The following is a 13,148-nucleotide window of genomic DNA, read 5'->3' as shown; positions in this document are numbered from 1 at the left end:
AGCGGGACCGCGAAAAAAAGTTGCGGAAAAATTTGGTTCGCAGCCGGGGGGGGGTATCTTTACACCCGGAAAACACCCCCGCAAGAACCGCGGGCCTCCATATACATAAGTATCGAAAATTTTCTGAAATTTACAGTACTATGTCTTGCATAGTATAAATATTATTACATATCTTTGCACCGACAAATAAAGTGCAAAACAGAATATTATGAAAAGACTGATCCTCCTTATCGTAACGCTCGCAGCGGCCGCGACCCGGCTCTTTGCGGCGCATCTCTGCCCCTCGACGGGCCGCGTGGTGGACGAACAGGGAAAAGCCGTCGAATACGCAACGGTCGTCCTGCTGAAAGGAACCGAGCAGGTGGCCGGCATGGCCACCGACGCCGAAGGACGTTTCGCGCTGAAAGCAGCTCCCGGCGAATACACGCTTCTGATTCAGTACCTCGGATTCGACCCCGTGAAAAAGCCGGTGCGCGTGGAGCAGGAGAACCATCTGGGCGATTTCGTGATGCGGACCTCGGCGACCGGCATCGAAAGCGTGGAGGTAAAGGCCCGGCTGGTGCGCCGCGAGGCCGACCGGTTCGTGGTCGACGTGGCGAACGCCCCGGCGGCCATCGGCAAGGACGGCATCGAACTGCTGGAACGCGCCCCCGGCGTATGGATCGACGGGGAGAAAATATCAATCAACGGCAAGAGCGGCTCGAAGGTCTACGTCAACGACCGCGAACTGCGCATGGAGCCGGAACAGCTGCTGACCTACCTGCGGTCGCTCCGGGCCGAGGAGATTCAGAAAATAGAGGTCGTGCCCACCTCGGGCGCCGACTACGACGCCGACTCGGCGGGAGGCATCATCCGCATCACGCTCAAAAAACGCCGCGAGAACGGCGTCAACGGCTCGGTGGCGTTCAACACGACGCAGGGAGAGATCGTACACAGGTACAATCCGTCGGCCAACATCAACCTGCATTCGGGCCGCGTGGACTTCTACGCCTCGGCATGGGGATCTTTCGGAAAGGACGAGACCACCACCGGCGAGCAGACGCGCTACGAGGCCGCGGACAAGGAGCTGAACGCACATTCGTCGATGAAAGGCCGCAACCGCAGCCTCGGGGCCAGCGCCGGCGCGGTGGTCGAGATCGACGGCAGGAACAGCGTCGGCGCGGAGTTCGAGTACTGGCGCAACCGGAACGGGGAGCCGAACGACACCTACACGGATTTCCGGAACGCCGGCACGGTGACACGCACGGACAGCCATTTCGACAAACTCGACATCCGCAACAACTACTCGGCGACGTTCAACTACATCCGCAAGATCGACACGCTCGGCTCGACGCTCAAACTCCTTGCCGACTACACGCGCCGCGAAACCGACTCCGAGAACGACAACTTCAGCCGCATGACGGCTCCGGGAGCGACGGCGGATTCGACCTACCGCGACAACACCGAGAGCGTCTACAACATCGCCACGGCGACGCTGGCCCTCGAAAAGAGGTTTTCGCCCCGCTGGACGCTCAAGGCCGGAGCCAAATACACCTACAACGACATGCACAACGACGCGCTCTACGAATACCTCAAGGGCGACGCATGGACGCGCAACGACAACCAGAGCTTCACGATCGACTACACGGAGAACATCGCGGCGGCCTACGCCGTCGCCTCGGCGCAGCTCGGCCGCTGGGGCCTCGTGGCTGGTCTGCGCGGCGAATACACCCACACGACGGGAAAAAGCGTCGGACAGGATTATTTCTCGCTCTTTCCAAACGCCAACGTCTCCTTCGCCCTTTCGAAGGAGAAAGGATGGTCGCTGATCGCCCAATACGCCCGGACCATCGAACGGCCGCGCTTCTGGTGCCTCAACCCCCAGCGGATGCAGATTTCGGACTACACCTACCAGACGGGAAACCCGTCGCTCGACCCGGCGTTCAAGCAGGACGTGAACCTCACGCTGGTGGCCGCCCACAAATACACCCTCACGGCCGGCGTGCAGCTCGTCAGCGGCGAGATTCAGCAGACGATACAGGCCGACCCGGAGAATCCCGACCTGCTGCAACTGGCATGGGTCAACTACGACCGCACCAAAAACTATTACGTCTCGGTCAATCTGCCTTTCCAGCCCGCGAAATGGTGGCAACTGAACGCCAACTTCACCTACATGCGCCACGGTGAGCGCGTCGAGCAGCACGGCGCCGAAACTTTCTACAACTGGGCATTCGGCAGCATCTCGACGACCTTCACGCTCCCGGCTAAATTCTACATCGACCTCTCGTACAACTATCAGAGCCGCATCGACCTGGGCAACTGCTGGGTCGAACCCGACCACCGGTTGCAGGCCGGCGTGAAGAAACGCTTCGGCGACCGGTTCACCGCCTCGTTCTCGGTGCAGAACCTTCTGGACCAGGGACAGGTGATCGGAGCGCACGGCGACGGATTCGTCCGCACGATGAACGCCCGGCAGACGTGGAGCAACCGCTCGTTCCGAATCGGGCTGACCTACAACTTCAAGTCGGGGAAGGCCTTCAAGCGCAAAGCCGTCGAGGCGGGGTCGGCCGACGAAAAGAGCCGGCTGTAACGGTACGAAGACAAACGCGCCGGCGTCGGAGGAGATTCCTCCGGCGCCGGCGCGTTTTTGCAAAATCCGTCAGCGGGTACGGCGGATACGCGGCAGCGGCAGGCGGCGCGCCCAGCGCACGGCCCAGCGCGGCAGGCGCGGACGGGCCATCCACCGGGCCAGGTGCGTGACGGAGGTGGGGATGCGGATTGATTTGCCGGCGATGATGAGCGTCACGGCGACGAGGATCAGCAAAACGCCGGTTCCGATGCGCAGCGTGAACCGCTCGCCGAAGACCGCGACGCCGAAAAACAACGCCGTGACGGGTTCCAGCGCCCCGAGGATCGCCGTGGGCGTGGAGCCGATGCGGCGGATGGCCCCGGCCATCGCGACCAGCGAAACGATCGTCGGGAAAAGCGCCAGCGCAACGGCGTTGACCCACATCAGGGGCGAAGGGACGGGTTGCAGATCGGCACAGCCCCGCAGCCGAACGACATAGACCAGCGAGCCGAAAACCAGACAGTAGAAGGTGAGTTTCTCGGTCGGAAGGTCCTTGAGCGACGAGCGGTTGACGGCGACGATCCAGACCGCATAGGAGAGCGCCGAAAGGAAGACCAGCACGACGCCCGCGAGGTTGAGCGTCGCGCCGTCGCCCCCTTTGTAGAGCAGCGAGATGCCCCCGCACGCCAGGGCGATCGAGACGACCGTGGCGGCGGTGACCCGCTCGCGGAAACCCACGGCCATGATGACCGCGACCATCACCGGATAGACGAACAGGATCGTCGAGGCGATGCCGGCGTCCATGAGGTTGTAACTCTCGAAAAGCAGCAGCGACGAGACGGAGAAGAGCACGCCCATAGCCGCAAGCGGCAGGACGTCGCGCCGCCGCAGGGCGAACGACTGCCGCCGGAACAGCATCAGCGCACCCAGCATCACCACAGCCAGCACATAGCGGTAGAACAGCACGGAATCCACTCCCAGGCCCGCGCCGTAAAGCGGCAGCGCAAAGAGCGGATTCAGTCCGTAGCTGGCCGCGGCTATGGCTCCCAGCACATAACCGCGGGAACGTTCCGAGATCATTTAGAAGGTGACCTGCGGAGCGGCCGCGGCCCCTTCGGCCGACTCGAAATAGGGCTTCTGGCCGAAGCCGAACATCCGCGCGACGAGGTTGGCCGGGAAGCGGCGCACCGAAACGTTGTACTGCTGCGCCGCGGCGTTGAAGTCCTTGCGGGCGACGGCAATGCGGTTCTCGGTCCCTTCGAGCTGGGCCTGCAATTCGAGGAAATTCTGGTTGGCCTTCAGGTCGGGATAGCTCTCCGACACGGCGATCAGGCGGCCCAGCGCGGAGCGCACCTCGGCCTGCGCCCGCTGGAACTGTGCGAGCCGCTCGGGCGTCAGGTCGTCGGCCGAAAGGTTGATCGACGTGGCCCGGGCGCGCGCCTCGGTAACCTCGTTCAAGGTCTGCGTCTCGTGGGCCGCGTAGCCCTTCACGGTGTTGACCAGGTTGGGAATCAGGTCCGCACGCCGCTGGTACTGCGTCTCGACATTGGACCAGGCGCTTTTAAGCCCCTCCTCCCTGTTCACAAAACCGTTATAGGTCGCATAAAAGAAGATCGCCACCACGGCGACTACGCCGATCCAAATCCATTTTTTCATAACAGAAGCTATTTATATATTTAAACTCATTTCGCATCAAACCGCTGCAGTCGCAGCCTCCGGCGCCGTTTACAAGCCAGACCCCGTCCCAAACCCTTCCTTCAGGGGAAGGGCTTGTCGCGACGCAACCGAATTGCAGACGCTTTTCAGCCCAACATGCAACGCCCCGGAACTCTGCACCTTAAACTACCAGCGCGAACCGGCTCCGCCGCCGAAGGAGCCTCCTCCGAAGCCGCCGCCCATGCCGCCGCCCATGCCGCGTCCGAAGCCGCCGCCGATGATCGTGCCGCCCCCGGCCCCGCCGCCGAAATTGTCGTCGCGCAGGTTGCGCGAACGCCGCTTCACGACCGCACCGCAGTTCGGGCAGACATACGTATATTCGACCAGCCGGTAGTTCCGCGTGACGCTCAACACCTGCTGCGACTGCTGTTTCAGCGTCAGCTTACGGCACTTCGGGCAACGGCGGGAGAAATAGTAGTTCGCCAGCACCATGCCCAGCGGGAAGATCACGAAGCCGAAGACGATCGTGAAGATCATCCATGCCGGAAGGTCCTCGTCGGCGTCGCCGCCCAGATCGACCTCGCCGCCTTCGAGGATCGTGGCCGCAGCCCCCACCCCGGCGACCATGCCCGCGCTGTAATCCCCCTCGCGGAAGGCCGGAAGCATATAGTTGAGCTGGATGCGTTTGCAGAGCGCGTCGGGAAGGATGCCTTCGAGGCCGCCGCCCGTGACGAAGCGTATCTCACGCAGGTCCTTCACCAGCAGGATGCCCAGTCCGTTATTGCTTTTGGCCGAGCCTACGCCCCAGCTGCGGAACAGATCGACGGCGAACGAGAACGTATCGCCGCCCGCGATGTCGTCGACGGCGACGACGGCGACCTGCGCGAGGCCCCGCTCACGCAGCGAGGCGCAGACGGAGTCGATATGCGCCACGGCGGCAGGCGACAGGATACCGTCGGGATCGGAGACATAGCGCCGCCGGTCCATACGCTGAACATTGGGAATCTCGTCCGCGCGGTAGGTTCCCGCAAGGGCGGGCAGCGCACAGGCGAGCAGCAGGCAAAGGATCGCAATGTTTCTCATGCGGCAAAGATAAAGAAAATGAAGAATTAAAAATGAAAAATGAAAAATTATAACGCAGACTGCATCACAACGGCCCGAACAGTCGGGCTGCAAAGAGCATTACAACAGCCAATCATTCGCAAATAATAATTTTTAATTCTTAATTCTCAATTTTTAATTACACAATATCCGGTAGCTCCACGGGGCCATATCCTCCTCGACGCGGCCGCGAAGCTCGTAAGGCTCGCCCGTCATGGCGTCGGTGTACATCCCGGCGTAGATGCCCGTATAGTAATCGGCATGGATGGCGTAGGGCGAGAGGTTCATCACCGCAACGACACGGTTGTCAGCCGTCTCGCGGACCAGCGTCATCAGGCAGTCCTCGGCGTTGTTGCGGATCTCGGTCATCGCGCCGCCCCGCTCCCCCGCCGCCAGGGCCGGGTTGTCGTGGCGCAACGCCGTGAGGCGGCGGTAGAACCCGGTGAAAGCGTTGGCCTCGTAACGGGGAATCGGATCGCGGTCGAAGAAGGCGAACGAATGGTCGTAGCCGATCTCCTGCCCGGTGTAGATCAGCGGCAGGCCGCGCGGCACGACGAACGTGAAGACCGCCATGATCTCGCGCGCATCGCCCAATCTGGAAAATTCGGAGCCGTTCCACGAATTCTCGTCATGGTTCGACGTGAACGCCAGCCGCATGGCCGAGTCGGGATAGTCGTCGCGGTCGGCGTAGATGTAGTCGCGCAGAGCCGTGACGCGGGTGCGCTGCCGGGCCACGTCGTTCATCAGGTGGTGCATCCGCCAGGCGTAGCAGGCGTCGAAAGCCCCCTCCTCGAAAAGATTCCGCTCCTCGGCCTCGGCCAGCATGAACAGATCGGGCTTCACACGCCGCAGGCGCAGCGAGGTCTCGTTCCAGAACTCGATGGGAACCAGCATCGCCATGTCGCAGCGGAATCCGTCGACGTCGTGCTGCGTGAGCCAGAACTCCATGGCGTCGGCCTGCGCGCGCCACACGTCGCGGTCGGCGTAGTTGAGTTTGGCGGTGTCGGACCAGTCCCACGGCACGGCGGGACGGCCCGCGGCGTCGCGTTCGTACCACGAGGCGGGCTTTTCGGCGATCCACCGCGCGTCGCGCGCCGTGTGGTTGGCCACCCAGTCGAGCAGGACCCGCATGCCGAGGCGGTGGGCCTCGGCGACGAAGGCGTCGAAGTCGGCCATCGTGCCCAGCTCGGGGTTCACGGCACAGTAGTCGCGGATCGAATAGTAGGAGCCGAGCGAGCCTTTGCGCCCGGCCTCCCCGATCGGATAGACCGGCATGAGCCACACGGCGTCGACGCCGAGGTCTTTGAGGAAAGGCAGTTTTGAAGTTGCCGCGCGCAGCGTGCCTTCGGGCGTGAGCTGGCGCACGTTCATTTCATACAGGACAGCCTGCGGCCAAAAACAATTCATAATTCACAATTCATAATTACCTTGTCCGCGATCAGCCGGCGCACGCCGCGGATTTCAAGTTCGACGGGGGCACCTTCGTTCGCCACCTCGACCGCATTGCGGGTGATCCGGACCGTCAGGACCCGGTCCTGGAAATTGACCTTGAACGAGAGGGACTCCCACGCGGCCGGCAGCTGCGGGTCGAACGACAGCACGCCGTCGCGGACGCGCATGCCCCCGAAACCCTCGACCACCGAGAGCCACGAACCCGCCATCGAAGTGACATGGCAGCCCTCGCGGACCTCGCGGTTGTAGTCGTCGAGGTCCAGGCGCGCCGTGCGCAGGTAGAGTTCGTAGGCCTTGTCCAGATCGCCGATACGCGCGGCGAGGATGGCGTGGACGCAGGGCGAGAGCGACGATTCGTGGACCGTGCGCGCCTCGTAGAAGCGGAAGTTGCGGCGGACGGTGTCGAGGTCGAAATCGTCGCCGAAGAAATAAAGCCCCTGCAACACGTCGGCCTGCTTGATCAGGCACGAGCGCAGGATGCGGTCCCACGACCAGCGCTGGTTGATGGGGCGATCCGCAGGGTCGAGGTCTTTGGCCAACGTCTGCTCCTTGTCCAGATAGCCGTCCTGCTGGAGGAAGATGCCCAGTTCGCGGTCCTCGCCGAAGTACATGCCGTCGGCGATTTCGAGCCACCGCTTCGTCTCGGCCGTCTCGTCGAAACGTCGCTTCGCGCAGATGCGCGCGTAGTCCGCAGGCCGGTTTTCACGCACCCACGCCGCCGACTCGGCGGCATAGCGCATCGACCAGCAGGCGATGTAGGAGGTATACCAGTTGTTGTCGACGTTGTTCTCGTACTCGTTGGGACCCGTGACGCCCAGCATGACATATTTTTGCCGCGCCCCGGACCACGTGATGCGCTGCGCCCAAAAGCGCGCCACGGACAGCAGCACCTCCAGCCCGCAGTCGGCCAAATACGCCGTGTCGCCGGTATAGCGGATGTAGTTGAAAATCGCGTAGGCGACGGCGCCGTTGCGGTGGATCTCCTCGAAGGTGATCTCCCACTCGTTGTGGCACTCCTCGCCGTTGACGGTGACCATCGGGTAGAGCGCCGCACCGTCGCGGAAGCCCAGCTTCGCGGCGTTTTCAATGGCCTTGTCGAGCTGGTTGTAGCGGTAGACGAGCAGTTCGCGGGCGACGGCCCGCCCGGCGGTGGCCAGGTAGAACGGCAGGCAGTAGGCCTCGGTGTCCCAGTAGGTCACGCCGCCGTATTTCTCGCCCGTGAAGCCCTTCGGACCGATATTCAGACGGGTGTCCACCCCGGTATAGGTTTGCAGCAACATGAAGATGCAGAAGCGGATGCCCTGCTGCGCCCGGGCGTCGCCCCCGATTTCGATGTCGCAGCCGTGCCAGCGGGCGGCCCAGGCGGCCGTCTGCTCTTTGAGCAGGGCCTCGAAGCCCGCCTCCTGTCCCGAAGCCGCGACGCAGCGCGCCGCGGCGATAAGGTCCGCCGGAGCGTGGTTGAGCGACGAGCAGATGCCCGCATATTTATATAAGACGGCGGCGCAGCCCTTTTCACGGCTGACCGCTGCGGTGGCCCGGACCTTCTCGGGGCGGGTTTCGCAATGCCACTCGGCGCCGTCCAGCTCGACGGCCTGCGCCCAGGCCGCCTCGAAACCGCTCTTTTTGGTACGGCTCTGCGTGGCGTCGGCCTCGGTCGAGACCTCCTCCCAGAACTTTTCGTCGTAGTTGGCGTCGGCATTGCGCACGTCGGCGTCGACATAGGGCGAGAAGGTGATCCGGGCCGCCCGGTTGAGCGGCGTGACGGCGTATTTCACGACGCCCAGTTCGCGGCGCGCCAGCGAGAGGAAACGAACCGTCTCGACGGCCACCTCGACGCCGTTTTTCAGCACGACCCTCATGCGGCGCGTCAGCACCGAGCGGCGCATGTCCGTCTCGCGGTAAAAGCTCTTCACCTCCGCGACGGTCGCCAGGTCGAGCGGCTCGCCGTCGACCGCGACATCGACCCCGATCCAGAACGCGGCGTTCGGGACCTTGGCGAAATACTCCGGGTAGCCGTTCTTCCACCACCCCACGCGGGTCTTGTCGGGATAATAGACCCCGCCGATATAATTGCCCTGAAGCGTCTCGCCCGAGTAACGCTCCTCGAAATTGGCCCGGCCGCCCATCACGCCGTTGCCCAGCGCGAAGAGCGACTCGGAAGAGAGCGCCCGCGAAGGGTCGAAGCGATCCTCGACGAGGCGCCAGGGATCGGTTTTTACATATCCGTCGTTCATAATCTATACTCTTTATCGCTCGTTTCACCGCCCCGGCCGCAGCCTTCCGCGGCGTTGCGCCGGGGTTGCAATCAGTCCCGGTCGATCTTCATCGCCAATTGTTCAAACGTAAACCCCGCGAAGGTTTCCAGCCGCATCGTGGCGGCCGAAAGCGACGCACCGCCCCCGACGCCCACCGAACGCATGCCCGCACGCGAAGCAGCCTCGATACCCGCGGCGGCGTCCTCGAAGACCACGCACACGGAAGGCGCGGCGTCCACGGCGGCGGCACCCTTCAGGAAAACCTCGGGATCGGGTTTGGCCCGCGAAACCTCGTTGCCGTCGACCACGGCGTCGAACAGCGGCCGAAGGCCGCACCGGTCGAGGATCGTCCCCGCGTTCTTCGACGCCGAGCCGAGCACCGTCCGCACGCCGCGGCTGCGCACGTCGTGCAAAAACGCCGCCACGCCCGGAAGCACCTCGGCGGGTGTCATTTGCGAAACAAAACGCAGGTAACGCGCATTCTTTTCGGCGGCGAGACGCTCCCTCTCGGCGGCGGAAAAACGCCCCTCAAGTCCTCCGGCGCGCAGGACGATCTCCAGCGACGCCATGCGGCTCACACCCTTGGTCGCTTCGCCCTGCACGGGCGTGAATTCAAAGCCCAGTTCACGAGCCAGCGCGGCCCACGCCAGATAGTGGTAGCGGGCCGTATCGACGACAACTCCGTCCAAATCGAATATGCAGCAGTCTATCATTTTTTGAATTTCGGATACCAAAGATACGATTTTTTTGCAAAAAAAACACGTATCCGGCAACGCATTACCTACATACTTGTAAAATATCACCTTCGAAAAGCGGCTGTTTTTCAGAATTAATTTATATCTTTGCGCACGTAATTACAATCAACGCCTTATTAAAAATGAAGCAACTCTGCCTTCTCATCGGGACAGCGGTCCTCGGCATACTGCTCGTTTCGTGCTCCGCACAGAAGCGCGTATGGTATCTGCAGGACGCCCAGCCCTTCACACCCGAACAAATCGCCGAAAACGGACAGATCCGCATCAAGCCGCTCGACCGGCTGACGATCGTCGTCAACAGCAAGGACCCCGAACTGGCAGTGCCGTTCAACTCGGCGACCTCCTACAATTCGCTCACGGGAACCAACGTCTCCAGCGCGGCAAACTCGCAGGCGCTCCAGATGCGCACCGTCGACGAGAACGGCATGCTCGAAATGCCCGTGATCGGCAAGATCGAATGCAAGGGCAAGACCCGCAGCGAACTGGCCCAGGCCATCGCCAAGAAGATCATCGACGGCGGATATATCAACGACCCCACGGTCAACGTACAGTTCGCCGACATGAAGATTTCGGTCATCGGCGAAGTGGCCCGCCCCGGATTCTACGATGTCACACGCGACAAGGTTTCGATTTTCGACGCTCTGGCGATGGCCGGCGACATGACCGTATACGGCGTGCGTTCGGAGGTGGCCGTGACGCGCGAGGTGGACGGCGTGCGCACGATCGAATACCTCGACCTCACATCGACCGACATCTTCAACTCCCCGGCTTTCTACCTCCAGCAGAACGACGTGGTATACGTGAAACCCAACAAGTACAAGGCGCAGACGGGCGAGATCAGCCAGAACCGCAATTTCTACCTTTCGCTGGTGGGAACGGCGATTTCGGTGGCGACACTCATCGTAACCCTCACCAAATAGCAAGGCTCCATGGCAGAACAACAGATCAATTCACAGATACAGACCAACAACGAAGAACTGACGAACACGATCACCCTGCACGACATCATCCGCATGGTGATCGCCAACTGGTATTGGTTCGTGCTTTCGACCGTATGCTGTCTCTGCGCGGCCTACTACTATCTGGCCAGCACCCCGAAGATTTACAGCCGCACGGCGACCATTCTGGTCAAGGACAGCCGCAAGGGCGGAGACGTGGATCTCACGGCATTCAGCGATCTGGCGGGATTCCAGAACCGCCGCAACGTCGACAACGAAGTATTCATCCTCCAGTCGCGGCGTCTGATGACCAACGTGGTCAAGCAGCTCAACCTGACGGTCAACTATTCGGTGAGCGACGGGCTCCGCCGGCGCGACCTCTACGGCCAGGCCCCGATCGACGTGAAGTTCATCAACGACAACGACAACCAGTCGCTCGCAATGGAGATCACGCCGATCGACGACGACAAAATCCGGTTGAGCGAATTCAAAGACCAGTTCGTCACCAAGCACGAGAGCCGCAGCGTCATCACGGCGGCTTACGGTGACACGATCCCGACTCCCGTGGGTCAGGTCGTGGTGCAGAAGTCGCTCTACATGGCCCCCGACTACATCGGGGTTCCGATCCGCGTGACCAAGAGTTCGCTGGGACGGACCACTAACGCCTACCGCGCAGCCGTGAAAAGCGACGTGGCCAACAAGCAGGCTTCGGTGGTGACCATCTCGATGAACAACACCGTCCCCCGGCGCGCCGAAGACGTGATCAACACGCTGATCGAGGCCTACAACGAAGACGCCATCGAGGACAAGCGCCGCGTGTCGGTCGCCACGGGCAAGTTCATCAAGGCCCGTCTGGACGTTATCGGACGCGAGCTGGGCGACGTGGACCGCAATATCGAGGACATCAAGAAGGACAACCGGATGGTGGACATCACCTCGGAGGCCGCGCGCAGCGTGTCGGAAAGTTCGCGCTACAAGACGGAAGGTCTTTCGCTCGAAAACCAGATCAACGTGGCGGAGTACATTCGCACCTACCTGAACGACCCGAAAAACGTCGGTGAACTGATTCCGGCGATGGCGGCCGCGGGAACCAACACGGCCATCGCCAAGCAAATCGAAGATTACAACTCGGCGATCCTGCGCCGCGAGAAACTGCTGGAGAACAGTTCGGAGCGCAGCCCCGTCATTCAGGACCTCGACAACCTGCTGGCCGCCGTGCGGCGTTCGATCATCTCGTCGCTCGACTCCAACATCTCGACGCTCGAAATCCAGCGCGACGCCATGCGCAAGGAGGAGACGCAGGCCAACATCCGCATCTCGACCATGCCTTCGCAGGAGAAGATCATCCTGGGCATCACGCGCCAGCAGAAGATCAAGGAAGAACTGTTCCTCTACCTGCTGAACAAGCAGGAGGAGAACCAGCTCAACTACGCCGTGGCAGAGAGCAACTCGCGGTCGATCGACTACGCCTACGGCAGCAACGCTCCCGTATCGCCCCGACCGATGATGATTCTGGGCATCGCCCTGATCGTGGGTCTGGCCATTCCCTTCGGCCTGCTCTACCTGATCGGCATGCTCGACACGACCATCCGCGGTCGCAAGGACATCGAGGACAATGTCAACGCCCCGTTCCTGGGCGACATCCCCTACCACGAGGGCGGCGGCAAGGCCGGGATCGTGGTGCGCGAAACGGGCCGCGACGCCCTGTCGGAGGCTTTCCGCATTCTGCGCTCGAACATGACGTTTATGAGCGTCTCGGCCGGAACCGACATCCGCACCATTCTCTTCACCTCGTCGGACCCGCACGCAGGCAAGACCTTCGTGGCGACGAACCTGGCCATGACCCTCGCCATGGCCGGCAAGCGCGTGCTGCTGATCGACCTCGACCTGCGCCGCCATGCCCTGTCGTCCCAGCTGGGCCACAGCAACAGCAAAACCGGCATCACGAGCTATCTCGCAGGAACGGTCTCCGATGTGGAGAGCATGATCCAGAACTCCGGATTCCACCAGAATCTCGACGTGATTTACGCAGGAGTGCAGCCGCCCAACCCGGCGGAGATGCTCCTTTCGGACAAACTCGACAAGCTCATCGCCGAAATGCGCGGCAGATACGATTATGTCTTCCTCGACAGTACGCCCGCCATGTCGGTGGCCGACGCAATTATCACCGACCGGCTTGCGGACCTCTGTATATACATCGTACGCGAGGGTGTGCTCGACCGGCGCCAGCTGCCCGACATCGAGCGGCTCTACCGCGAGAAGAAGCTCCACAACATGTGCATCGTTCTAAACAGCACCCGCGCCCGCCGTCACGGATATGGATACGGGTATGGCTACGGCTACGGTTATGGATACGGCTACGGAGACGATTACAAGGAAGTAAGCTACCGCAAACGCATCAAGCACTTCTTCCGGTCGCTGGCACATAAAGTAAAACGGTAAC

At 61.9% G+C, this 13,148-nt stretch carries 9 protein-coding genes; 3 read left to right on the top strand and 6 right to left on the bottom strand.

Features of this window, described 5'->3' with window-relative positions; genetic code table 11:
- The first annotated feature begins 208 nt into the window (after nucleotides 1-208).
- Complete coding sequence (locus DWW03_RS06585; protein ID WP_022061056.1) at nucleotides 209-2,569, top strand: outer membrane beta-barrel protein; 2,361 nt, start codon at nucleotides 209-211, stop codon at nucleotides 2,567-2,569.
- Nucleotides 2,570-2,638: 69 nt separating this feature from the next.
- On the opposite strand, the gene DWW03_RS06580 is transcribed toward DWW03_RS06585, so the two are convergent.
- The 6 genes from DWW03_RS06580 to pgmB form a co-directional block, all read right to left on the bottom strand.
- The gene (locus DWW03_RS06580; protein WP_118406526.1) at nucleotides 2,639-3,628 is read right to left on the bottom strand and encodes a DMT family transporter; all 990 of its coding nucleotides are present in this window, start codon (nucleotides 3,626-3,628) and stop codon (nucleotides 2,639-2,641) included.
- On the bottom strand, nucleotides 3,629-4,204 hold the full coding sequence (locus tag DWW03_RS06575; protein WP_022061526.1) for a LemA family protein: 576 nt from the start codon (nucleotides 4,202-4,204) through the stop codon (nucleotides 3,629-3,631).
- A gap of 186 nt (nucleotides 4,205-4,390) precedes the next feature.
- Complete coding sequence (locus tag DWW03_RS06570; RefSeq protein WP_118406525.1) at nucleotides 4,391-5,287, bottom strand: TPM domain-containing protein; 897 nt, start codon at nucleotides 5,285-5,287, stop codon at nucleotides 4,391-4,393.
- Nucleotides 5,288-5,440: 153 nt separating this feature from the next.
- Nucleotides 5,441-6,712, bottom strand: a complete 1,272-nt coding sequence (locus DWW03_RS06565) for an alpha-amylase family glycosyl hydrolase (RefSeq protein WP_022061594.1) — start codon at nucleotides 6,710-6,712, stop codon at nucleotides 5,441-5,443.
- Nucleotides 6,709-8,991 (bottom strand): family 65 glycosyl hydrolase domain-containing protein, encoded by a 2,283-nt coding sequence (locus DWW03_RS06560; RefSeq protein ID WP_022061595.1) that lies wholly within the window; start codon nucleotides 8,989-8,991, stop codon nucleotides 6,709-6,711. Before DWW03_RS06560 ends, DWW03_RS06565 begins: the two co-directional genes overlap by 4 nt.
- Nucleotides 8,992-9,062: 71 nt before the next feature.
- On the bottom strand, nucleotides 9,063-9,725 hold the full coding sequence (pgmB, locus tag DWW03_RS06555) for a beta-phosphoglucomutase (protein ID WP_015545904.1): 663 nt from the start codon (nucleotides 9,723-9,725) through the stop codon (nucleotides 9,063-9,065).
- A gap of 164 nt (nucleotides 9,726-9,889) precedes the next feature.
- Here pgmB and DWW03_RS06550 point away from each other — a divergent pair, with 164 nt between their 5' ends.
- On the top strand, nucleotides 9,890-10,687 hold the full coding sequence (locus DWW03_RS06550) for a polysaccharide biosynthesis/export family protein (protein WP_015545903.1): 798 nt from the start codon (nucleotides 9,890-9,892) through the stop codon (nucleotides 10,685-10,687).
- A 9-nt stretch (nucleotides 10,688-10,696) separates the two neighbouring features.
- Nucleotides 10,697-13,147: a GumC family protein gene (locus tag DWW03_RS06545; RefSeq protein ID WP_022061596.1), complete on the top strand. Its 2,451-nt coding sequence runs from the start codon at nucleotides 10,697-10,699 to the stop codon at nucleotides 13,145-13,147.
- Nucleotide 13,148 lies beyond the last annotated feature (1 nt).

The sequence above is a fragment of the Alistipes sp. AF14-19 genome (assembly GCF_003461645.1).
GTDB classification, from domain to species: domain Bacteria; phylum Bacteroidota; class Bacteroidia; order Bacteroidales; family Rikenellaceae; genus Alistipes; species Alistipes shahii.
The sequence above is the reverse complement of the archived record's forward strand: the minus strand, read 5'-3'. Positions and strand labels throughout refer to the sequence as shown.